The sequence below is a fragment of the Actinomyces oris genome, assembly GCF_001937665.1.
Taxonomy (GTDB): Bacteria; Actinomycetota; Actinomycetes; order Actinomycetales; family Actinomycetaceae; genus Actinomyces; species Actinomyces stomatis.
Genome location: NZ_MSKL01000013.1, coordinates 1 through 20,236, shown reverse-complemented (window position 1 = coordinate 20,236; position 20,236 = coordinate 1). Strand labels below are relative to the sequence as shown.

21 protein-coding genes, 1 tRNA gene and 1 pseudogene are annotated in these 20,236 nt (G+C 68.7%); 5 read left to right on the top strand and 18 right to left on the bottom strand.

Features of this window, described 5'->3' with window-relative positions; translation table 11 throughout:
• Positions 1-152: 152 nt before the first annotated feature.
• The 9 genes from BKH28_RS06265 to BKH28_RS06225 form a co-directional block, all read right to left on the bottom strand.
• Entirely contained in the window at positions 153-809 is a 657-nt protein-coding gene (locus BKH28_RS06265; protein ID WP_075417996.1) for a DUF624 domain-containing protein, read from the bottom strand.
• Between the two features lie 112 nt (positions 810-921).
• The gene (locus tag BKH28_RS06260) at positions 922-1,827 is read right to left on the bottom strand and encodes a carbohydrate ABC transporter permease (RefSeq protein ID WP_075417995.1); all 906 of its coding nucleotides are present in this window, start codon (positions 1,825-1,827) and stop codon (positions 922-924) included.
• A complete protein-coding gene (locus tag BKH28_RS06255) occupies positions 1,824-2,669 on the bottom strand; it encodes a carbohydrate ABC transporter permease (protein WP_075417994.1) in 846 nt (281 codons plus the stop codon). The genes BKH28_RS06260 and BKH28_RS06255 overlap by 4 nt, the downstream gene beginning before the upstream one ends.
• Positions 2,670-2,860: 191 nt before the next feature.
• A complete protein-coding gene (locus BKH28_RS06250) occupies positions 2,861-4,204 on the bottom strand; it encodes an ABC transporter substrate-binding protein (RefSeq protein WP_075417993.1) in 1,344 nt (447 codons plus the stop codon).
• A 401-nt stretch (positions 4,205-4,605) separates the two neighbouring features.
• On the bottom strand, positions 4,606-5,655 hold the full coding sequence (fbaA, locus tag BKH28_RS06245; RefSeq protein ID WP_075417992.1) for a class II fructose-bisphosphate aldolase: 1,050 nt from the start codon (positions 5,653-5,655) through the stop codon (positions 4,606-4,608).
• 174 nt (positions 5,656-5,829) lie between these two features.
• On the bottom strand, positions 5,830-6,573 hold the full coding sequence (locus BKH28_RS06240; RefSeq protein ID WP_075417991.1) for a TrmH family RNA methyltransferase: 744 nt from the start codon (positions 6,571-6,573) through the stop codon (positions 5,830-5,832).
• Positions 6,570-7,139, bottom strand: a complete 570-nt coding sequence (gene pyrE / locus BKH28_RS06235; RefSeq protein WP_075417990.1) for an orotate phosphoribosyltransferase — start codon at positions 7,137-7,139, stop codon at positions 6,570-6,572. The genes BKH28_RS06240 and pyrE overlap by 4 nt, the downstream gene beginning before the upstream one ends.
• A 123-nt stretch (positions 7,140-7,262) precedes the next feature.
• Positions 7,263-7,760 carry a thiol peroxidase gene (gene tpx, locus BKH28_RS06230; RefSeq protein WP_075417989.1) on the bottom strand — a complete coding sequence of 166 codons (498 nt, stop codon included), beginning with the start codon at positions 7,758-7,760 and terminating at the stop codon, positions 7,263-7,265.
• Between the two features lie 45 nt (positions 7,761-7,805).
• Positions 7,806-8,573 carry an SDR family NAD(P)-dependent oxidoreductase gene (locus BKH28_RS06225; protein ID WP_075417988.1) on the bottom strand — a complete coding sequence of 256 codons (768 nt, stop codon included), beginning with the start codon at positions 8,571-8,573 and terminating at the stop codon, positions 7,806-7,808.
• 64 nt (positions 8,574-8,637) lie between these two features.
• Here BKH28_RS06225 and BKH28_RS06220 point away from each other — a divergent pair, with 64 nt between their 5' ends.
• Positions 8,638-9,447 carry an exodeoxyribonuclease III gene (locus BKH28_RS06220; RefSeq protein WP_075417987.1) on the top strand — a complete coding sequence of 270 codons (810 nt, stop codon included), beginning with the start codon at positions 8,638-8,640 and terminating at the stop codon, positions 9,445-9,447.
• Between the two features lie 365 nt (positions 9,448-9,812).
• Complete coding sequence (locus BKH28_RS06215) at positions 9,813-10,526, top strand: hypothetical protein (protein ID WP_075417986.1); 714 nt, start codon at positions 9,813-9,815, stop codon at positions 10,524-10,526.
• Positions 10,527-10,578: 52 nt separating this feature from the next.
• Here BKH28_RS06215 and BKH28_RS06210 read toward each other — a convergent pair whose 3' ends face one another.
• Positions 10,579-11,430: a serine hydrolase domain-containing protein gene (locus BKH28_RS06210; protein ID WP_075417985.1), complete on the bottom strand. Its 852-nt coding sequence runs from the start codon at positions 11,428-11,430 to the stop codon at positions 10,579-10,581.
• A 223-nt stretch (positions 11,431-11,653) separates the two neighbouring features.
• Between BKH28_RS06210 and BKH28_RS06205 the strand changes: the two genes are divergently transcribed.
• Positions 11,654-12,454 carry a 3'-5' exonuclease gene (locus BKH28_RS06205; RefSeq protein ID WP_075417984.1) on the top strand — a complete coding sequence of 267 codons (801 nt, stop codon included), beginning with the start codon at positions 11,654-11,656 and terminating at the stop codon, positions 12,452-12,454.
• A gap of 632 nt (positions 12,455-13,086) precedes the next feature.
• On the opposite strand, the gene BKH28_RS06200 is transcribed toward BKH28_RS06205, so the two are convergent.
• From BKH28_RS06200 to BKH28_RS13800, 3 genes are all read right to left on the bottom strand, one after another.
• Entirely contained in the window at positions 13,087-14,214 is a 1,128-nt protein-coding gene (locus BKH28_RS06200) for a hypothetical protein (RefSeq protein ID WP_075417983.1), read from the bottom strand.
• Positions 14,211-14,846 carry a dCTP deaminase gene (gene dcd / locus BKH28_RS06195; RefSeq protein ID WP_075417982.1) on the bottom strand — a complete coding sequence of 212 codons (636 nt, stop codon included), beginning with the start codon at positions 14,844-14,846 and terminating at the stop codon, positions 14,211-14,213. The genes BKH28_RS06200 and dcd overlap by 4 nt, the downstream gene beginning before the upstream one ends.
• A 79-nt stretch (positions 14,847-14,925) precedes the next feature.
• A complete protein-coding gene (locus BKH28_RS13800) occupies positions 14,926-15,426 on the bottom strand; it encodes an NINE protein (protein WP_256695516.1) in 501 nt (166 codons plus the stop codon).
• A gap of 167 nt (positions 15,427-15,593) precedes the next feature.
• Here BKH28_RS13800 and BKH28_RS06185 point away from each other — a divergent pair.
• Both BKH28_RS06185 and BKH28_RS06180 read left to right on the top strand, forming a co-directional pair.
• Positions 15,594-15,667, top strand: a tRNA-Gly gene (locus tag BKH28_RS06185).
• 313 nt (positions 15,668-15,980) lie between these two features.
• Positions 15,981-16,430: an OsmC family protein gene (locus BKH28_RS06180; RefSeq protein ID WP_256695515.1), complete on the top strand. Its 450-nt coding sequence runs from the start codon at positions 15,981-15,983 to the stop codon at positions 16,428-16,430.
• Positions 16,431-16,516: 86 nt separating this feature from the next.
• On the opposite strand, the gene BKH28_RS06175 is transcribed toward BKH28_RS06180, so the two are convergent.
• The 5 genes and pseudogenes from BKH28_RS06175 to BKH28_RS06155 form a co-directional block, all read right to left on the bottom strand.
• Positions 16,517-17,734: a sugar ABC transporter substrate-binding protein gene (locus BKH28_RS06175; protein ID WP_075417980.1), complete on the bottom strand. Its 1,218-nt coding sequence runs from the start codon at positions 17,732-17,734 to the stop codon at positions 16,517-16,519.
• A 186-nt stretch (positions 17,735-17,920) separates the two neighbouring features.
• The gene (locus BKH28_RS06170) at positions 17,921-18,628 is read right to left on the bottom strand and encodes a M50 family metallopeptidase (RefSeq protein ID WP_075417979.1); all 708 of its coding nucleotides are present in this window, start codon (positions 18,626-18,628) and stop codon (positions 17,921-17,923) included.
• 54 nt (positions 18,629-18,682) lie between these two features.
• Complete coding sequence (locus BKH28_RS06165; protein ID WP_075417978.1) at positions 18,683-19,375, bottom strand: TetR/AcrR family transcriptional regulator; 693 nt, start codon at positions 19,373-19,375, stop codon at positions 18,683-18,685.
• A 154-nt stretch (positions 19,376-19,529) separates the two neighbouring features.
• Complete coding sequence (locus BKH28_RS06160) at positions 19,530-20,027, bottom strand: NUDIX domain-containing protein (RefSeq protein ID WP_075417977.1); 498 nt, start codon at positions 20,025-20,027, stop codon at positions 19,530-19,532.
• Positions 20,024-20,236 (bottom strand): annotated as a pseudogene (locus tag BKH28_RS06155) (hypothetical protein); the annotation flags it as partial. The pseudogene BKH28_RS06155 and the gene BKH28_RS06160, both read right to left, overlap by 4 nt.

The following is a 20,236-nucleotide window of genomic DNA, read 5'->3' as shown; positions in this document are numbered from 1 at the left end:
AACCTGCCACCCAGCCCTACAACAACCAACCGGGCCAGCCCGGCCAGGGGCACTAAGAACCCTCAGAGATGTCATGGCCCCGGAATCAGGTGATTCCGGGGCCATGACGCTGCGCGGCCACGCCGCACTCACCGCTGCCACACTCTCGGCACTCAGGGCTCCGACGTCGGTCCACTGCTGAGCGTCGCCATGGTCGAGCGCTGAAGGAGGGCAATGAGGAAGGTCTGGAAGGCAGGCCCGATCAGAACCATGAACCACGCAACCGCGATCCGCACGGCCGGCAGCACCCAGAAGATGATGATCGGCGCAGCCATGACCGCCAGAGCGAGCGCTGTGACTCCAAGACGCCCCACCGCGAGACGAAGCGCGTTGGACAAGTGTCGGGAGACCGAGGCTTCGAAGAAGGCGGCCAGCGGCAGCAGCCAGATGATGATCGCGGCCAGAAGCACTCCCCCGGCCAGCACCAGCCCGGATAACGCACCGCTCATGCCACCGTTCCGCTCCCCCAGGGAGGAGTCGGACAGAAGCAGGTACTCCCAGCCACTCAGGACCACCAGGACAAGCACTGGAAACCACCAGGCCAGGGACTGGCGCAGGTTGAGGCGGAAGGAGCGCCACCAGGCGCTTACGACCGCCGGGTCGTCATCGGCCGCCATCTCACCGGCCACGCGGGCGCAGGCGGTCAAGGAGGCTCCCGCTGTCACCACCGGCAAGCAGCCGGCCAGGGTGAGGACATTGAGGATGACGATGTCCGCCGCTGCGGACCAGGCCCGATAGGCCGGACTGTCGGGGCCGGGGAACAGCGCCACGGGAGCTCCTTCATGCGGACTCGAGCAGTAACAGGTGGACATGATACGGGCGGTTCTCAAGGCCGTCAGTGGGGCCTCAAGAACCGCCCGTATCAGGACTCGTGTGCGGGCATCAGCCCTTGACCGCTCCCGCGGCAACGCCCTCGATGATGTGCTTCTGACCGAAGAGGTAGAAGGCCACGATCGGGACGATGGCGAAGACGAGCATGGCCATCTGGGCGCCCATGTCTCGGTTGCCGTTGGAGCCGACGAGGGACTGGATGACGATCGGAACCGTCTTGTAACGCTCATCCTGTCCGATGACGAGGTTGGGCAGGAGGAAGTCGTTCCACACCCACATGGCGTTGAGGATCGCCACCGTGACCGCCGTCGGCTTGAGCAGCGGCATGACCACCTTGAAGTAGGTCTGCAGCGGCGAGCAGCCGTCCATGTAGGCGGCCTCCTCGATCTCCAAGGGGATCGACTTGATGAAGCCGGCGAACAGGAACACCGACAGTCCCCCTCCGAATCCGAGGTAGAGGACGATCATGCCCCAGGGCGTGGCCAGGCCGAGCATGTCGGCCACCTTGACGGTGGGGAACATGACCATCTGGAAGGGAGCGATCATGGAGAAGGCGAAGGCGTAGTAGATCATGGAGGTCCACCACGTCTTGATGCGGGTGATGTAGTAGGCGGTCATCGCCGTGAGGAACACGATGACGACGACGGAGCCCACGGTGATGAACAGTGACCAGCCTATGGCGCTGGCGAAGCCCGAGAGGGCCAGGCCGGTGGCGTAGTTGTCCAGGCCGGCGAAGGTCTTCGCAGTCGGCAGGGCGAAGGGGCTGTCAGAGATGTAGAACTTGCCCTTGAAGGAGTTGATGAGGATGAAGGCCAGCGGAATGACCCATACGAAGGCCAGGACGGCCAGCAGCCCCACGAGCGTCTTCTGTCCCGACGTCTGCGGAGCGACCTTCTTACCGGCTTGACGGGCAGGGGCGGCGGAACCGGGGGCTTGAGTCTGGACGGCGGTGCTCACGCGTCGACCTCCTTGGAACGAGTGGCGCTCAGCTGGATGAGCGCGATGGCGGCGACGATGAGGAAGAAGATGACGGCCTCGGCCTGGGCGACGCCCTCCTGGCCGATCTTCTTGTACATCGTGTTGACGATGCTGAGCGCGGCCATCTGAGTCTGCTTAGCGGGCGCACCGTTGGTGAGGGCGAGGTTCTGGTCGTACATCTTGAAGGTGTTGGCCAGAGTGAGGAACAGGCAGATGGTGATCGAGGGCATGATCATCGGCAGCGTCACGTTGCGCAGTGTCTGCCACTTGCCGGCGCCATCGATCTGCGAGGCCTCAATGAGCTCGGGCGGAACGTTCTGCAGACCGGCGATGTAGATGACCATCATGTAACCCATGAGCTGCCAGTTGACGAGCATGACCAGGCCGGCCAGCCCCAGTCGCCAGTCGTTGACGATCGTCTGGCCCCAGCGCTGGAGAATCGCGTTGAGCATCACCTGCCAGGTGTAGCCCAGAACGATGCCGCCAATGAGGTTGGGCATGAAGAAGACGGCACGGAAGAAATTGGTGCCGCGCAGCTTGCGGGTCAAGAAGTAGGCCAGGGCGAAGGCACCCAGATTCACCGTGATGATCGAGATGATCGAGACGACGGCAGTGAAAAGGAGCGCCTGCGGGAAGTCGCTGCGATCCCCCAGCGCCCTGGCGTAGTTGTCAGTGCCCACGAACCGAGCATTGGTGAGGGTGCTGAACTTGGTGAAGGAGAGATAGAGCCCCATGAAGAAGGGGACGATGAACGCGATCATGAAGGCCAACAGGGTTGGCCCTGCAAAAACTGGGAAGAACTTTTTCAGTGCCTTGGTCATATCTGCCTCGAGGTGCAACCGGTACCCGCCGGGCAGGCCGGGTACCAGAGGGCTCCCGCCGGGGCGGCAGCACGCGAGCTGAACGGCTCGAACGCGCCGCCCCGGCAGGAGAGGGGATGGGGAGATGAGTCGCCGTCACGATGCCCGCTGGAGCAGCACCCTCGGCGGGAGGCGCGGGCGACTCGCTGGTGTCAGCCCTCCTTGGACGCCTTCTTCTCAGAGGCCCAGGTGGTGACGAAGAAGTCCTTGACCTTCGCCCAGTCCCCGCTGCCGGAGGCGTACTGCGCCAGGTGCTGGCCGAGCTGGTCCTTGAAGTCCTGGCTCGGGAAGGTCGGGAAGACCCACTTGACGGGCGTGAGGTCCTTGTTGGTGATGGCCGCAGCGACCTCCTTACCCAGCGGGTCGGAGGGGGCCAGCTCGGTGTAGGCCTTGTAGGGCGCGATGATGCTGAGCTTCTCGGCGGCGAGCTTGGCGCCCTCGGCGTCGGTGAACAGCCAGGTGAGGAAGTCCTTGGTGGCCTTCTGGTCGCCCTCGGCGGCCTGGGAGTTGATCGTCAGGTAGTTCTCGGTGCCGATGGCGATGTTGGTCTTGTCCTCGCCGGAGACGCCGACGTAGATCGGCATGAAGTGGACGTCCTCGGCCTTGACCGTGTTACCGGAGACCTTGGAGATCTGCGACCAGCCCCAGTTGCCGTTCTGGACCATGGCGGCCTTGCCCAGGGCGAAGTCGGCCATGGAGTCGGTGACCGTCTTGGCGCTGGCCTCGGTGGGCTTGATCGTGGAGTTGTTGAGGTAGAGGTCGAAGATCTTCTTGTAGTTGTCCGAGTAGGTCAGCTTGACCTCGTCGAGGTCGTCGACCTTGGCGTCGCGGTACTCGTAGTAGACGGGGTAGTTGGCCAGGTGGGTCTGCCAGCGCCAGTCCTCACCGGGGGACAGCGAGGTCGCGGCGAAGACACCCTCGATACCGAGGTCGGCCTTCTTGGCCTGCATGTCCTCGACGACCTCCTTGAGCTTGTCGAAGCCCTTGATCTGGTCGACGGCGGTGGCCTTGGCGCCCTCCATGGCGAAGTACTTCTTGAGGATGGCGGCGTTGTAGATGATGCCGTAGCCCTCGATGGCCAGCGGCACGCCCACGACCTTGCTCTCCTCGCCCTTGAGGGCCAGGGACTCATCCGTCAGCTGCTTGGTGAAGTCGGCGTCGGACAGGTCGGAGGCGTACTCCTTCCAGTTGCCGTAGCCCACGGGACCGTTGAGGTTGAACAGCGTGGGCGGGTTGGACTTCGCAACCTCGGACTTCAGGGTCTGCTCGTAGGTGCCGGAGGCAGCGGTGACGACCTTGACGTTCACGCCGGTCTTCTTGGTGTAGGCGGCCGCGATGTCCTTGAACGCCTGCTCCGACTCGGGCTTGAAGTTGAGGAAGTAGACGCCACCGGCGCCATCGGATCCGGACGAGCCCTTCGAGCAGGCCGCCAGGGTCGCGGCGACCGCGATCGCAGCAGTTCCACCGAGCATGGAGCGGCGGGAGATGAGTCGCATTGGGGTCCTCCTTTGGACGCATGGGACAGGCACGGACAGAGGCGTCCGCAAGGTGCGACTGCCGTGTCGCCGGCGGCGGACCCGTCGGCTCAACGGCGACGACCCATCATGGCACACTTTCGCCCACATTGCTGCAAGGTTTGCAATCAGTGGCCCGGGTCTCAGGCTGGTACTCTTCGCGCAGCACGCCGTTTACCCCGGCAGGTAGCGCCGTTCCGCTTCCACCTCGATGAGCACCGCCGTCGCCGCCCCCTTTGCAAGAATGTAACCGATCGGTCAGCCCGTCGTCGGGAGTCTTCCCACCGTCCTCGACGCACACGCGACGTGGCCCCGGCACCACATGGGCGCCAGGGCCACGCACAGCGATCAGTCGCCGTTCATCCCTGTTACGGGGCGATGACTCACTTGCGGGCGGAGCCGACGGAGCCGAGGCGCTCGCAGGCCTCGACGACACGGGCGGCCATGCCCTCCTCGGCGGCCTTGCCCCAGGCGCGCGGGTCGTACTGCTTCTTGTTGCCGACCTCGCCGTCGACCTTGAGGACACCCTCGTAGTTGGTGTACATCCAGCCGGCGACCGGGCGGGTGTAGGCGTACTGGGTGTCGGTGTCGACGTTCATCTTGATGACGCCGTTGCGCACCGCGGTGGCGATCTCCTCGTCGGTGGAGCCGGAGCCGCCGTGCATGACCAGGTCGAAGGGCGAGCTCTTGTCGCCGACCTTGGAGGACAGGCGGTCGCCGAGGCGCTTGGCCACGTCCTCCTGGATCTCACCGAGGATCTCCGGGCGGAGCTTGACGTGGCCGGGCTTGTAGGAACCGTGCACGTTACCGAAGGTCAGGGCGGTGATGTAGCGGCCGTTCTCACCCAGGCCGAGGGCCTCGACGGCCTTCCAGGCGTCGTCGGCGGTGGTGTAGAGGTTGGCGTTCTCCTCACCCTTGATGCCGTCTTCCTCGCCACCCACGGCACCGATCTCGATCTCGAGGACGACGTTGGCGGCCTTGGCGCGCTTGAGCATGTCGACGGCGATCTCGATGTTGTCGTCGAGGGCCTCGGCGGAGCCGTCCCACATGTGGGAGTTGAACATCGGCAGCTCACCGTTCTTGACCTGCTCGGCCTCGATCTCCATGAGCGGGTGGATCCAGTCGGCCAGGAGCTTCTTGGGGCAGTGGTCGGTGTGCAGACCAATGGTGACGGGGTAGAGGTCACCCACGGCGCGGGCGTAGGCGGTGAAGGCGATCGATCCCTTGACGCGGTCGAGGCGCGAGGAACCGGACCAGTAGGCGGCACCACCGTTGGAGATCTGGACGATACCGTCGGACTCGGCGTCGGCGAAGCCCTTGAGGGCGGCGGACAGAGTCTGGGACGAGGTGACGTTGATCGCGGGGATGGCGTACTTGCCGGCCTTCGCGCGGTCAAGCATGTCGGCGTAGGACTCCGGGGTTGCAATGGCCACTGGGTGCCTCCTGATTTTCTGTATGAGTCAGTGGTGCGGGGCCGATTGTTCCACGAATTCGAACCCGCGTGAACCGGATCATGGTCCCAGGTCGGACTCCATGACCTGTTCAGGGCCGGTTTGGCCCTGCCGCCCACGAGGCGGAGCGGAACAGCGGACCGACGGCTCCCGGACTCAGTCGGGCGCCACTCCTGCGTGCTGGAGGATCCAGGTGTGCATGGCCACGGCCGCTGCGGCCGCCACGTTGATGGAGCGGGTGGAGCCGTACTGGCCGATGCGCAGCAGACGGGAGCAGCCGGCGCTCAGCTCGGCGCTGATGCCCTCGCCCTCGGAGCCGAAGACCATGAGGCAGCGCTCGGGCAGATCGGCGGTCTCCAGGGGCTGGGCTCCGGGACCGTTGTCGATGCCGATGACCTCGTATCCCTCGGCCTGCGCCCAGGTGAGCAGCTCACCGGGCTCGGGGTGGTGGCGCACGTCCAGGTAGCGGTTGGTGACCATGGCGCCGCGCTTGTTCCAGCGGCGTCGGCCGATGATGTGGACGCCGGCCACGTTGAATGCGTTGGCGCTGCGCACGATGGAGCCGATGTTGAGGTCCTGGCTGACGTTCTCGATGGCGATGTGCAGCCGATGGGCACGGGAGGCCAGGTCGGCGCGGATCGCCGCGATGGTCCAGTAGCGGTAGCGGTCGACGACGTTGCGCCGGTCGCCCCCTGCGAGCAGCTCGCGGTCGTAGCGGGGGTCGGTGGGCCAGGCCTCGGGGCCGCCGGGCCAGGGGCCGACGCCGACCTGACGGACGTCGACCGGCCGGTCCTCCTCCGGGCTCAGCGCCGACGCCGCGGGCAGGTGCTCCCCCTCAGGCAGGTCGGCGGGGCTCTCGGGCTCCGCCCCGCCCGCCTGCGGACGTCGTCGGACGCTCACTCCAGGCCGAGGTCGGCCAGACCGAGCGCCGCGTAGTAGGGCAGTCCGGCGGCCTCGATGCGCTCACGCGCGCCGGTGGCCCGGTCGACGATGACGGCGACGGCCCGCACGTCGGCACCCGCCTCGCGCAACGCATCGACGGCCTCCAGGGGCGAGCCGCCGGTGGTGGAGGTGTCCTCCAGGACCACCACGGAGCGCCCGGTGACGTCAGGTCCCTCGATGCGGCGGCGCATGCCGTGGTCCTTGGCGGCCTTGCGCACGACGAAGGCGTCCAGGTCCAGGCCACGCGAGGCCGCGGCGTGCAGCATCGCGGCGGCCACGGGGTCGGCCCCCATGGTCAGGCCGCCGACGGCGTCGATCTCGTCGGTGCCCAGCCCCGCCTCCTCGAGCATGTCGAGCATGACATGGCCGATGAGAGGGGCGGCCTCGTGGTGGAGGGTGGCTCGGCGCATGTCCACATAGAAGTCGGACTCGAGGCCGGAGGCGAGGGTGACTTTGCCACGGACAACGGACAGCTCGTTGACGAGCTCGGCCAGGCGGGCGATCTGGGAGTCGTTGGTGCTCACGGTTCCGATGGTAGTGGGATTCGGGGGTTGCGCACCGGCTAGACACCCGATGCGACAAGAGCCCGCCCTCATCCGCGTGGTGCGGAGGGGGCGGGCTCTTGGCTCTCGTGACGGAAGGAGGAGTCAGGACAGGGCGGCCACGGCGGCGTCGTAGTCGGGCTCCTGGCCGACCTCGGGGACCAGCTGGGTGTAGATGACCGTGCCGGACTCGTCGAGAACCACGACGGCGCGCGACAGCAGGCCGGCCAGCGGACCGTCGGCCAGGGTGACGCCGTAGTCGGCGCCGAAGGTGGAGCGGAAGGTTGAGCCAGTGACCACGTTGTTCAGGCCCTCGGCGCCGCAGAAGCGGGAACCGGCGAAGGGCAGGTCGGCGGAGACGCAGACCACGGTCGTGTTGTCCAGCTCGGAGGCCAGCTTGTTGAACTGGCGCACGGAGGCGGCGCACACCCCGGTGTCCACCGAGGGGAAGATGTTGAGGACCACGCGGCGGCCGGCCAGGGACTGGCTGGTGAGCGGGGCGAGGTCGGCGCCCACGAGGTCGAAGGCGGGCGCGGTCGAGCCCACAGCGGGCAGCTCGCCGACAGTGCTGACAGGGTCTCCGTGGAAGGTAATGGAAGCCATGGTGTGATCGTTGCAGGTCGCGGCTCCCCTGGCCAGTGGGGGCACTCAGCCCTGGGCGGAGCGCTCTGGCCCAACCACCCGGCGCACGAACCAGCGGGGGGCCAGACGCAGTACGGCGTTGGCGCTGCGGTAGCGCAGGCTCGGGGTGCAGATGACCTGGCCGCGCCGCACCGCCGCCAGGCCGTCGATGGCCACTCGCTCGGCGTCCAGCCACAGCGGCTCCTTCCACTGGGTCTCATCGATGCCGGCCGCCGCGTGGAAGCCGGTGTGAACCAGCCCCGGGCACAGCGCCGTGGCGGTCACCCCGGTGCCGGCGAGCTCGGCGGCCAGTCCCTCGGTGAACCGCAGTACCCAGGCCTTGTGCGCCGCGTAGGTGCCCATGGCGGTGTACGCGGTCATGGAGGAGACGTTGAGAATAGCGCCGCGACCGCGTTCCACCATGGCTCCGGCCGCTGCATGGGAGGCCACCATGACCGCCCGGACCATGACGTCGAGGGCATCCTCCTCGCGGGCCAGATCTCCCCCGATGAATCGCTGCCCCAGACCGAAGCCGGCATTGTTGACCAGGAGCCCCACGGGCTTGCTCTTCTCACGCAGACGCTCAGCGACGAGCTCGAGCTCATCGCGCTCGGACAGATCGGCCTGCAGGGTCTCCACCTGGACGCCTGCGAACTGCCGCATCTCCTCGGCCACCTCCCGCAGTCGCTCGGGGGTGCGCGCCACGAGGACGAGGTCGTGACGTGCCTGGGCGAGCTGCCAGGCGATCTCCAGGCCGAGGCCGCTCGTGGCTCCAGTGACAAGTGCTGTTCCCATGGCGGCAGACTACGAGAGCTCGTTGAGTGCTTGATGGGAATCGGGCACCGGCTAGTCTGCTGCCATGCGCCTGGCCACTTGGAACGTCAACTCCATCCGCACCCGCGTCGACCGCGTCCTGGCCTTCCTGGAGCGCGAGGATGTCGATGCCCTGGCGATGCAGGAGATCAAGTGCCGCCCCGACCAGTTCCCGGTCGAGCCCTTCGAGGCCGCGGGCTACGAGCTGGCCATCCATGGCCTCAACCAGTGGAACGGGGTGGCGATCGCCTCGCGAGTGGGACTCGACGACGTCGCCACCTCCTTCCCGGGCCAGCCCGCTTGGGCGGCCAAGCCCGAGGCCGAGCCCACCGTGGAGGCCCGGGCGCTGGGGGCGACGGTGGGTGCGGCGTCTGATGCGACGCCGGTGCGCCTGTGGAGCCTGTACGTGCCCAACGGCCGCGAGCTCACTCACCCGCACTACACGTACAAGCTCGACTGGTTGCGAGTGCTGCGCGACGACGTCGCCGCCTGGCTCGGGGACGAGCCCGATCTGCCGCTGGCGCTGGTGGGTGACTGGAACGTGGCACCGCGGGATGAGGACGTGTGGGACATGAGCGTCTTCGAGGGCGCCACCCACGTCTCCGCCCCGGAGCGTGAGGCCTTCGCCGCCTTCACCGAGGCGGGCATGCACGAGGTCACGCGCGAGCGGGTCACCAACTACACGTACTGGGACTACCAGAAGCTCCGCTTCCCGAGGAACGAGGGCATGCGCATCGACTTCGTCTACGCCTCTCCGGCCCTGGCGGGCCGCGTCACCGGCGCCGCCATCGACCGTGACGAGCGCAAGGGCAAGGGCGCTTCCGACCACGTCCCCGTCATCGTCGAGGTCGACTGAGGCCGAGGATTGACGCTCTTCAGCCCCGGATCCGACAGCACCTCACATGAACCGCACTTCTTCACGAAGCAGGAGTCCGGGACAGCCACTGTCGAGCCACTAGGACGGCGACACCCCACCCAGACAAATAAGACCAAAGCCCTAGGGGACTACTACCCATCCCAGCCAGGACCACGAAAACACACCTCAGCAGCAGGCTGTCGAAATCACCTTCGATATTCGGATTCACCTACGACAACAACGCTTCGCACGCCCCACAAAACATATTATCTTGTTCGGTCGAAACTGAATATTCCTCTCTCCCTGTCGCCTCAGGAGCCAGATTCACAGCCGAATTCACTGACCAACGGCGCTATTCTCGCGCCATGAGCTCCTCAAAACTCTCCCCAGCGCGTCGAATCGCCATCACCCTTCTTCCCATTACCGCCCTGTCCCTGGCCGCCTGCGGCAACCTGCCCTTCGGCTCCAAGGAAGCCTCCCCCACCGCGGAGACGAGCACCACCACCCCTTCGCCCACGCCCACCCCTACTCCGTCCGCGTCGGCCTCCGCCACAGACAGTGCCACTGAGATGGCCTCGGCCACCGCTTCGGAGACTCCCTCGGAGGACCCCTCGGCCTCGGCGGAGGCCACCACGAACGGCCTGACCCCTGAGAACAGCAAGGGGCGCGAGCTCAGACTCTCCGACTTCCAGAAGCCGCCAGTGACGAGCGGTTGGGAGGAGAAGCGCTACGACGTCGCCTCGATCACCAACACCATGGGAATCGGCACCAATCTGGATTGGCAGAACAGCGACGAGATTGAGCTGCGCCTGGCCAACAAGTTTCAAAAAGTCACGTTCACCGCGGGTCAGGCCAACGACTCCAAGAGCTCCAACCTCATCATGAGGGTCGCGATCTTCGCTGACGGCAAGGAGGTCGAAACAGTTGACGTCCCCTTCAATGACGCCCACGCTTTCGAGGTCAAGGCCGCGAACGTCAACGCCTTGAAGATCACTCTCACACCTCTCGACCAGAAGCAGGAGACACCGCCTTACACCGAAAGCACCACTGGCGTCATCCTCAACGTCAAGGCCGAGTGATGACCGGCAGGCCACCGTCGCCGGTGCGCCTGCTCTACAAGGCACACAAAACCTACAAGGCCAGGATCTGGTCGCCGAGCTCGGACCATGTCCGCCGGTGAACCGTCCCGAAGGGCCGGCCCCCCAGGAAGACGGCCTGGCGCTCGGCGACCGGATCCACCCAGATGAAGGAGCCCGACTGGCCGAAGTGCCCGAAGGTCTGCTCGCTGTTGCCGGCCCCGGTCCAGTGCGGGGACTTGGCTCCACGCACCTCGACCCCCAGACCGAAGGGGTTGGGGGTCTGTCGCCCGTAGCCGGGTAGGACGCCGTCGAGGCCGGGCAGGACCGGTGTGCGGGCGCGCTGCGCGAGCGCGGGCGAGACGAGCCTGGGCGCGGCCAGCTCACGGGCGAACAGGGACAGGTCGCGGGCGCTGCCCTCCCCGGAGTGGGCGGGCGAGCCGGGGATGAGGACGCTGGCCATCCCCAGGGGCTCGAGCACGGTGGTCTCCACCCAGGTCTCCAGGGGCGTGCCGGTGGCCTCCTCAAGGCGCTCCCCCAGGATCTCGATGCCGCGGTTGGAGTAGATGCGGCGCGTGCCCGGGGCCGCCAGGCGCTCATCGGAGTCGGCCGCGATCCCCGAGGAGTGGGACAGCAGGTTCTCGATGGTCGCACCGTCGGGAGCGGGCGCGCCTGCGGGGGCCTCCAGGTCCAGCAGTCCCCGATCGACGGCGATCAGGGCCGCCCAGGCGACGATCGGCTTGGTGACCGAGGCGAAGGGGAAGATCTCATCGACGTCCCCGGCCTCGAGGAGCACGCCGTCGCCCGCGGCCGGCTTGCCGGTCACGACGAGGGCCGTCGGGAAGGGGAAGGCGGCCAGTGCCGGCAGGGCAGAGGTCTGTGCCTGAGAGGTGTCCGGGGTGGTCATCGCTCCTCCTCACCTGGATCGGCTCTCGACACGGCAGGCCGAGCGCCCTCGCGACCGTACCTTACGCCTCAGGGACCGGCCCCCTGTGACCGCCCGGAAGCCGTGGGGCACGGCCATGAGTCACGGCCGCGAGCGCCGGCCGCCCGGAGTCGGGCCGGGCCGGTCAGCGCCCCGGCGCGCCATGAGTCTGCGAAACCTCCCGGCTCGCGAGAGGATCGGGGTGATGCCCTTCTATCACCGCCCGCCCGCCGACCGCGGCCCGTTGCGTCCCCGTTCCCCCTTGGCTCCCGGCCAGGCGGTCCCCGTCCCCACGGCCGCTGAGCTGGCCGAGGCGGCCGGTGTCGGCTACGCCGTCGTCGACCTGGAGACCACCGGCCTGTCGCCCGCGACGGACTCGATCCTGGAGGTCGCGCTCGTTGTCACCGACGCCGCCGGGCGCGTCGAGCGCAGCTGGTCCACGCTCGTCGATCCCGGCGCCGACGTGGACGTGGGCCCCACTCATATCCACGGTCTCGTCGCCGAGGAGCTCATCGGGGCGCCCGGCTTCGACGACGTCGCCGACCTGCTGGTGGCCGACCTGGCCGGGCGGGCGGTGGTGGCCCACAACGCCCGCTTCGACGTCGGTTTCCTCACCCAGGCGCTGGGGACGCGGGGGCTGCTCGACCGCGGTGCGCGCGTGCCGCGTGTGTGCACGATGGAGTGGGCGCGCCATTTCATGACGACGCCGTCGCGCCGGCTGACCACCTGCTGCGAGGTGGCCGGGGTGGAGATCGGCCGCCACCACAACGCGCTCGACGACGCCCTGGCCGCCGCCGGCCTGCTGCGCCACTACCTGGCGGTGGGGGCACAGCGGGGCGAGGAGCCGGTGGCTTGGGCCCGCTCGCTCGTGGAGGCTCGCCGCTTCACCGGCTGGCACTGGGATGCGGCCAGGGCTCGGGCCGGCGTCGAGCGTCTCACGGAGCGCACCACGCCCGGTGCTGAGCGTGCCCGCCCCGAGCCCGAGTCGGCGGGGCCAGGTCAGTAGACCTCAGGGCTGCGAGTGAAGGCTGGGGCACCGGTCCTGTGCGCGCCCGGCTCTTGCCTGCTCCGTCAGCCGGATGCGGCTCGGACGTCAGCAGCGGCAAGGATGTCCAAATCTGCAGCAAAGGCCGGTTCTCAGCTTCGAAGGCGGAAACAGAACCGCAGGATTCTGCGAATCGTGTGGTGGCTCTTCACGGGTGCCGGACCCTTTGCTGCAGATATGGACACCACCGACCGGTTCCGCCCCCTCCAGCGGCCCGGGGCGAGCCATCGAGCCAGGCCGGTCCGCTCGGGATCAGGACCACCGGGCCGGATGTCGCCGCGCCGCCCCTGATCGGGGACTTACTTCTCCCACGAGGACTGCGTTCTCCTCCAGACGACTGGGGTACGGCCTCAGTCATCTGGAGGAGAAGTACGTTCTGGACGGGAAACGCAGTCCTCGGTTCAGCCGACCGCGCCCCGGCCGGCTACTCCACATCCCACAGGACGTGCCGCCCAAGGGCTGTCTGCACGGGCCACAACCCCACGGCTCGGGGCGCCCCGGCCTCATCGACCAGCACCCGTTCATCGCGCTGTAGGTCACGACGACGGCGCCCTCAAGGGACCGCGCGGCGCCACGCCTCCCGGCGAGGCCCCTCAGGCCTCCTCGGCGTCCTCGCCCAGGGAGACGAGGAATCCGTCGTCGTCCACGGCCACCCCGGAGACGGCGGTGACCAGGACGGTGGCGAGATCCTCGACCAGGTCCCGGGCCGTCTGACGCTCACGGCGCCGGGAGCGGGAGACCACTTCGGCGTAGGCGTCGGCCTGGTCCCGGGGGATCCAGCGCAGGTCGTAGGACAGGACCGCCCCGCGCGCCCAGGGCTCGCCGCGCACGGCCAACGGCAGTCCGTCGGTGGCGCCGGCACGCACCTCGATGCGCCCCCAGCCCTCGTGCTCTGGGTCGACCGGGGTGACGACCGCGTAGCCGTCACGCACCTCCTCAATGACGTTGCCGGTGGCGGCGGCGACGATCTCCTGACGCATCGTGTCCTGGCGGACCTTCTCCGAGCCGCGCCAGGCCTTCTCGAAGACGTCCGGGCCGATGCGCTCGACAAGGCTCTCCAGCTGCTCGGGGTCGATGGCATCCAGTCCGACGGCGCCCCGGGGCTGCACGGCCTCCAGCGCGGTGCTCACCTCGGGGGCCACGGACTGCAGGACGGTCACCAGGTCCTCCGGGCCGAGCCACACCGGGGCGTAGACCGTCAGGGAGGCCGAGACCTCCGGGCTGGGCTCGACCAGGACCGGATCCTCCTTGTCCCCACCGGGAATGAGGCGCAGAGCGCCGGCAAGGCGCCGGGCGATGGCGCGCAGGCGGGTGAGGGCCACCAGCTCGGCCCCCGTGGGCTGGGCGTGGGGGAAGGCGTCGGAGAGCGGGTCCAGGCCGGCGAGCTCGGCCGGCAGGGCTCCGGCACGGATGCGGGGGCAGTCCAGGATCATCAGCTGCGTGGTCCACTCCGGAGCACCCAGGAGGCCGCGCATCTCGGCGTCGACCTTCCAGGGCCCCAGCAGGGAGACCCCGGGGAAGAGCTGGAGGCTGGAGACCCCCACCCAGCCGGACTGGATGTCCTGGGACAGGGCCAGGGCCTCGACCTCGTCGGGGGCGACGTCGTCGGCCAGGAGCAGGACGTGGTTGGTGTCCAGCAGCCCGACCGGCAGCATGGAGGCAGCGGTGAAGGTGCCGGTGTCGGTGGGCAGCGAGACGGCGAAGTCGGTTGAGTCGCTCATGCGTGCTTCTCCTGGGAGGTGGGAGCGGCGCCGTCGATGGGGGCCGCCGGGGTGTCGGGGATGCGGGTGCGGTGGAAGGACTGGTGGGAGCGGGAGGCCGTCGGTCCGCGCTGCCCCTGGTAGCGCGAGCCGGTGGCGCCCGAGCCGTAGGGGGCCTGGGCGGGGCTGGACAGGCGGAAGAAGCACAGCTGCCCCACCTTCATCCCCGGCCAGAGCTTGATGGGCATGGTGGCCGTGTTGGACAGCTCCAGGGTGACGTGCCCGGTGAATCCCGGGTCGATGAATCCGGCGGTGGAGTGGGTCAGCAGCCCCAGGCGCCCCAGGCTCGACTTGCCCTCCAGGCGGGCGGCGACGTCGTCGGGCAGTGTGATGCGCTCGTAGGTGGCCCCCAGGACGAACTCCCCGGGGTGCAGGACGAAGGGCTCGTCGGCACCGACGTCGACCAGGTGGGTCAGCCCCTCCTGGTCGGCGGCCGGGTCGATGACCGGGTAGCGGTGGTTGTCGAAGAGACGGAACCATCGGTCCAGGCGCACATCGATGGAGGCCGGCTGAATCATCTCGGGGTCGTAGGGGTCGAGGACGACCCGCCCGGCGTCGAGCTCGGTGCGGATATCGCGGTCTGAGAGCAGCACGGGCCCGATTGTGCCAGGTCCTCCGGGAGGCGTCACACGAACTCCGGCCCCGAGGGCTCCGGCAGCGCCGGGCCGTCACTCAGCCGCTCAGCGGCATGCCGGAGGCGTCAACGCCCCACGGCGACTCGCCGGGGCGGGCCACCAGGATGAGGATGCCCTCGATGAAGGCCCAGATGGCGATCGGAACGGCCAGGAACCCGCAGGAGAAGAGCGTGCCCAGGAGCTGGAAAAGAGCCTTGCCCGTGTAACCCAGGTAGAAGTTGTGGATACCGAAGCAGCCGAGGAACAGCGCCAGGATGCCGGCAGCCACCTTGGACTTGCTCGAGTAGACGGGGGGACCGTAACCGGGGACGGGACCGTAGCCGGCAGGCGCACCGTAGCCGGGAGGGGCGCTGTAACCGGGCTGGGGCCCGTAGGCCCCTTGAGGGTCGTACCCCGGCTGGGCACCGGGATCATACTGGCCGCCGTAGGGCGGGTACCCGTCTGACGGGTAGTCCGTGGGGACCGAGCCCGCGGGCAGCGCCGGCACGTCCGGGTGAGGGCCCACAGTGGGCTCGTGAGGGTTGAAGGGATCAGTCATGCGCTCACCACATGTGTCAAGACGTCAGGGAATCCGTCAGTGAGTGTAGCCGGTGAGAGCATCGCCGGCACGGTCCACGGGGAACCTCCGAAGGCCGATTTGCGCAGACGGCCGGAGTCTGGGTTAGACTTCCGCACGCACCTGGGACTCACGTCCGCCGGTGCCATGCGGGTGTAGTTCAATGGTAGAACTTCAGCTTCCCAAGCTGACAGCGCGGGTTCGATTCCCGTCACCCGCTCCAGGCCGAGGGCCCGGACCATCACGGTCCGGGCCCTCGTTGTCGCTGTGCTGCGCAGACGGGGACATTCGACGCCGTCGGGTGCAGGGCTGTACGGCCGGGGACGTTCGACGCCGTCGGGGACAGGATTCCTGTCCCCGCACGCGTGACATGCCCCCGTGGGCAAGAAAATGTCCCCGGCAGCGTGGAGTGACCCCACCGCAGGACGCCGGACCTATTGACACGCCCTGCCACCCGCCGACTTCGCCGACCCGTGGACGGCAAACCGGCTCATCTCTAGACTTTCTGCATGCCAGATCATAAATATTCTGTGCGCGTGGAGTGGACAGGCAACCTGGGCACGGGCACGTCCGGATACCGCACTTACTCACGCGACCATGATGTCCGGGGCGCCACCGCCGACCTGCCGGTGATCCACGGATCGGCGGATCCTGCGTTCCGAGGGGACGCTCACAGGTGGAACCCGGAACAGCTCCTGCTCGCCTCGCTCGCGCAGTGCCACATGCTGTGGTACCTCCACCTCGCAGCAGACGCGGGCGTCACCGTCACCGCCTACTCAGACACCCCTACCGGCATCATGCTCGAGCACCCAGGCGGAGTTGGGGAGTTCACTTCAGCAACCCTTCGCCCCGCAGTGACCATTGCCCCCGACAGCGATCCTGAGCGTGCAGCCGCACTGCACGACCGAGCCTCCGAGCACTGCTTCATTGCCCGATCAGTGAACTTCCCAGTCCACCACGAGGCCGTCATCACGACTGAGCAATAGGAGGCGAGGCCCCCTTCACCCCTCCGCTCTCGGCCCACCCCCTTCGGGGCGGCACCGGCGTCGTCGGCCGGCGCCGCCCGTCTGGGTCAGGACAGGACGGCCTGCAGGTTCACCTGGGCGCTGTTCAGGATGCCGGCCGGGTCGCCTCCGGCCAGCCCGGGCAGCTCGTTGTCGAAGTTGGCGATGATGTCCGAGGTGCCGGAGGCGGAGGGCACGGGCTGGGAGTACTCGACGCCGGCCTGGAAGGCCGCCTGGTCGGCGTGCTTGCCCTTCCAGGTCTCGCCGGCGGCCTTGCCCGCGGGGACCGTGCCCGCCGCACCGGCCAGGGCCACCTGCTGCTCGGCGGCGGTGAGGTACTCCACGAGCTTGATGGCGTCGGCCTTGTGCTTGGATGCCTCGACGACGCCGTAGAAGGTGGGGAACTGCAGGGTCCCCTTGCCGCCGCTGCCGGCCGGCAGCTCGACCACCTTGTAGGAGACGCCCGAGTAGGTGTCCGCCAGGGTCCTCACCAGGGCCTCCGTCTCGATCACCATAGCGGCCTGTCCTTGCCCGAAGGCGTCGGCGGCGGAACCGGCGGGGAGGTCGGCACCCCAGCCGGCCGACCCGGAGGACAGGAGCTTCTTGACCTGGCTGAGCCCCGCCACCGAGCCCTCGGAGGAGGCCGTGGCCTTCGTGCCGTCGGCGCTGGTCAGTCCCCCACCGCCCTGGATCAGGAAGGCCCCCACGCGCGCGTAGGAGGCGTCGAGGGTCAGGCCGACGAAGCCACCGGAGGTGAGCTTGGCGGCCACCTGGTCGAGCTGCTCCCAGGTGGTCGGGTAGTCCGACTCGCTCAGGCCCGCGGCCGACCACAGTGAGGTGTTGAGGTACAGGGCGAGCGTGGAGACGTCCCTGGGCGCCGCACTGATCCTCTCCTGCCGGGTGGCGCTGGTCAGCAGCGCGGGGTGCGCGTCCTTGACGGCGGCCGATCCCTTGTCCCAGGAGTGCAGGGAGCCCGCGTAGCTGGACAGCTGAGCCGGATTGAGGACGACGACGTCGATGGTCGGCTCGGCCGTGATCCCGCGGGCCAGCTCCTGGGAGACGTCGGAGACGGGCTTGACGTCCACCTCCACCTTGGTCTCCTTGGTGAATGCCTCCACCGCCTTGGACAGCGCCTCCGCGGCGGCATCACCCGAATCGGAGACGATGAGCGCCATCTTTCCCTCCTCGGTGGCCTCGTCCTTCGACTTCGACGAGCAGGCGGCAAGGGTGGCCGAGACGGCCAGTCCCAGGGAGGTCAGGCCGAACGTCCTGCGGGTCAGCATCATGTGTTCTCCTTGAGGGAATCCCGGAGTGCCCGGGAGCGGGGTGAGCCCGGGGCCGCAACGGCGCCTGTGGGCTCTCGGTGAGCGACGTCGGGCGGGGACGGCGGAAGGGCGCTGCGGGCCCCACGTCGCCAGGAGGAAGCGTAGGCCATGTGGGCCGCGGGCTCGGACTCGGCCCCCGCCCTCATCTCACAGGAGGTCGCGCAGGGCCAGCACGACGACGCCGGTGGCCAGGGCGTCCACGAGGAACCAGCTGGCCAGCCACAGTCCGGCGGGAACCCGGGTCAGGTGGGCCAGGGTTCGGTGGTCCTGCTGCGGGTCGCGTGAGGCGGCGACATCACGCAGAGAGTCCCAGGCCCCCACGAGAAGAGCCAGCCCGATTCCGGCGACGACGCCGTCGCGCCACTGTCCGCCCCACCACCACAGGGCCCCGGTCAAGACTGCCACGAGCAGGACGAGCAGAACTGTGCGCACTGAACGGGACATGACCAGCAGGACCGCCAGGAGGACCAGCCCGAGCAGCAGGACCGCGCTCGCCCAGCCGTTCAGTGCCAGAAGCACGACGACGGCGCCCAGGACCGCGGGTGCCGGGTAGCCGGCCCAGGAGGTGGCCACCCGGCCGGGTCCGGTGGACTTGCCGGCGGTCACGGCGTGCCCGGACAGGTCCCGGCTGACGACGAAGCCGAGGAAGCGTCGCCCCACCATGAGGCCGACGGCGGCGTGCCCGGCCTCGTGGACGATCGTCACCAGGGTGCGCCCCCAGCGGCGGGCCGGGGCCCAGGCCAGGACGATGAGAAGGATCGCCAGCGCCGGCCACAGCACGCCGGGATCCAGGCCGACGAGGCTCGAGGCGCGGGCCAGCAGGTCGTTCCAGGTGTCAGTCCAGCTCAGGTTCACGGGCGGAAGTCTGCCAGGCCCACCTGCGTGCGCGGCAGCCCGTGGCTCACGCTGTCAGCCAACCGCACTGTGATGAAGCGAACCGGGGGCCTCGGTGCCCTCCAGTGGCTCGGTGGCGTGGGGCTGGGGGATGGTCGGGACGGCGTGGGCGGGCTGACGCGCCCCCACCGCCCGCAGCACGAAGGCGTCCAGGCTCTCCAGGTAGGCCCGGCGCTGCTCCGGGTCCGTGGGGGTCGGGCGCCCACCCATGACGGTGGCGTGGATGAGGGGGATAACCTGCTCGGGCTCCTGGGCGGGGATGAGTCCCCGGTCCATGGCGTCGGTGAGGATCGAGGAGAGCATCTGGGCCAGGAGCGCGCCGTGGGCCTTGAGACGGCCGGCCGTCCCGCGCGAGACGGCCCCCGACAGAGGCCCGGACGTCGGGAAGTGGAAGTGCCGGGCGATGAGGGCCTGCTGGCGCACATAGATGCGCAGGCGGTCGATCGGATCCTGGGTGCCGGCCAGCGCCCGGGAGAGCTCCTCGGCGTAGCGGCCGGCCTCGTGCTCCATGAAGGCCAGGAGGAGGTCCTCCTTGTCCGCGAAGTGGTTGTAGACGGCTGTGCGCCCCACACCCGCGTGGTTGGCGACGTCGGACAGGGTGATCTTGTCGAAGCTGCGCCGGCTCATGAGCTCGGAGAGGGCTTGGAACAGGGCCGTGCGCGTACGCTCTCGATGCTCGGCCAGTGAGGAACCCAGGATCTTCGGCATGAGGCAACCCTAACTTACGAGATGACGCGAGTGATAGAAGTGTCAGGAAACTGTGCAGGGGTGACAGGGCGGCCCTGCTGACGCCCCTCGAGCGCGCGGCCCTTGGGACGGTCGGCCCGAGGGCTCGGCCCCGTCGCCATCGTCTCGGCCCCCATCAGCGCCCCAGGGCGGTCACGAGCGCGTCGATGATGGGCAGGTCCGCCTCGAGCCACGGCAGCCGGCGCAGCCGATCCGGTGGGTCCAGGCGCACCCACTCCAGCCGCTGGTGGTCGGTCCCGGCTCTGCCCCGGTCCCCGGGGCGGGCGGGCTCGGCCAGCCACACTCGCATCCTGAAGCCGTGCATGGCCGGCCACGCCGGGGCGTCGTCGCCGGGACCGCCGTCCGGCGGTGCCGGAACCTCCAGCTCCCGGGGAGCGATGAGCTCGGGCCCCAGGCGGGCACTCAGGCGGATCTCCTCGTCCAGCTCGCGGGCCAGGGCCTGCTCGGGCCGCTCGGCGGGCTCGACCTTGCCGCCGGGAAGCTCGAACTGACCGGCGTGCTCGGGCGGGTAGGAGCGGGCCGCGCACAGCAGCGCCGTCGGATGCTTCAGGTCGTCCAGGACCGCGGCCGCCACGACGAGACGGGAGGCCTTCACCGTGTCGGAGCCGCTCACCAGGGCTTCCCGCCTCCGCCGCTGCCGCCGGGCTCCTCGGTGGTCCCCGCGCTGCCGTTATTGCGGTCCTTCAGGCGCTTGGCCCGGTCATCGACCGGGGTCGGGGACGGCTGGGTGCTCGGGGAGCTGGAGGATGTCTCACCCGGTGAGCTCGACGCCGACGACGACGGGTCCGAGCTCGGATCGCCGCTGGGCTGCGACGACGGGCT

Coding starts and splice junctions, on each gene's coding strand:
- BKH28_RS06255 (WP_075417994.1), bottom strand. CDS start 2,669: ATGACCAAGGCACTGAAAAAGTTCTTCCCAGTTTTTGCAGGGCCAACC.
- BKH28_RS06250 (WP_075417993.1), bottom strand. CDS start 4,204: ATGCGACTCATCTCCCGCCGCTCCATGCTCGGTGGAACTGCTGCGATC.
- tpx (WP_075417989.1), bottom strand. CDS start 7,760: ATGGCTTCCATTACCTTCCACGGAGACCCTGTCAGCACTGTCGGCGAG.
- BKH28_RS06225 (WP_075417988.1), bottom strand. CDS start 8,573: ATGGGAACAGCACTTGTCACTGGAGCCACGAGCGGCCTCGGCCTGGAG.
- BKH28_RS06220 (WP_075417987.1), top strand. CDS start 8,638: ATGCGCCTGGCCACTTGGAACGTCAACTCCATCCGCACCCGCGTCGAC.
- BKH28_RS06215 (WP_075417986.1), top strand. CDS start 9,813: ATGAGCTCCTCAAAACTCTCCCCAGCGCGTCGAATCGCCATCACCCTT.
- BKH28_RS06210 (WP_075417985.1), bottom strand. CDS start 11,430: ATGACCACCCCGGACACCTCTCAGGCACAGACCTCTGCCCTGCCGGCA.
- BKH28_RS06205 (WP_075417984.1), top strand. CDS start 11,654: ATGCCCTTCTATCACCGCCCGCCCGCCGACCGCGGCCCGTTGCGTCCC.
- BKH28_RS06200 (WP_075417983.1), bottom strand. CDS start 14,214: ATGAGCGACTCAACCGACTTCGCCGTCTCGCTGCCCACCGACACCGGC.
- BKH28_RS13800 (WP_256695516.1), bottom strand. CDS start 15,426: ATGACTGATCCCTTCAACCCTCACGAGCCCACTGTGGGCCCTCACCCG.
- BKH28_RS06175 (WP_075417980.1), bottom strand. CDS start 17,734: ATGATGCTGACCCGCAGGACGTTCGGCCTGACCTCCCTGGGACTGGCC.
- BKH28_RS06165 (WP_075417978.1), bottom strand. CDS start 19,375: ATGCCGAAGATCCTGGGTTCCTCACTGGCCGAGCATCGAGAGCGTACG.